This window comes from Bradyrhizobium genomosp. III (assembly GCF_000261705.1).
GTDB classification, from domain to species: domain Bacteria; phylum Pseudomonadota; class Alphaproteobacteria; order Rhizobiales; family Xanthobacteraceae; genus Bradyrhizobium; species Bradyrhizobium ottawaense.
On the sequence record NZ_AJQF01000109.1, the window covers coordinates 1 to 238 of the forward strand.

Sequence of the window (238 nt, forward strand, 5' to 3'; positions counted from 1 at the left end):
AGGCACTGATCGTGCTGTCGCATCTCGCCGACAACGCGATGCGGCACAAGGCTGGGACAATCAGGCTGGAGGCTGTGGACGAACGCACGACCTTGCGTCTGACGGTGAGCAATGACGGCGAGCCGATCTCGGCACCGAACCGCGACAGGATCTTTGATGCGTTCTTCACCACCCGCCGCGACCAGGGGGGCACCGGGATGGGGCTTGCGATCGCGCGCGCGGTGATGGCGAGCCATGG

The 238-nt window shown here is 65.5% G+C and carries 1 protein-coding gene; it reads left to right on the forward strand.

All coding sequences use genetic code 11. The annotated features are described in order from the left end of the window. On the forward strand, nt 1-238 hold a 238-nt coding region (locus tag IC66_RS42525; protein ID WP_162131327.1), incomplete at both ends, for a sensor histidine kinase.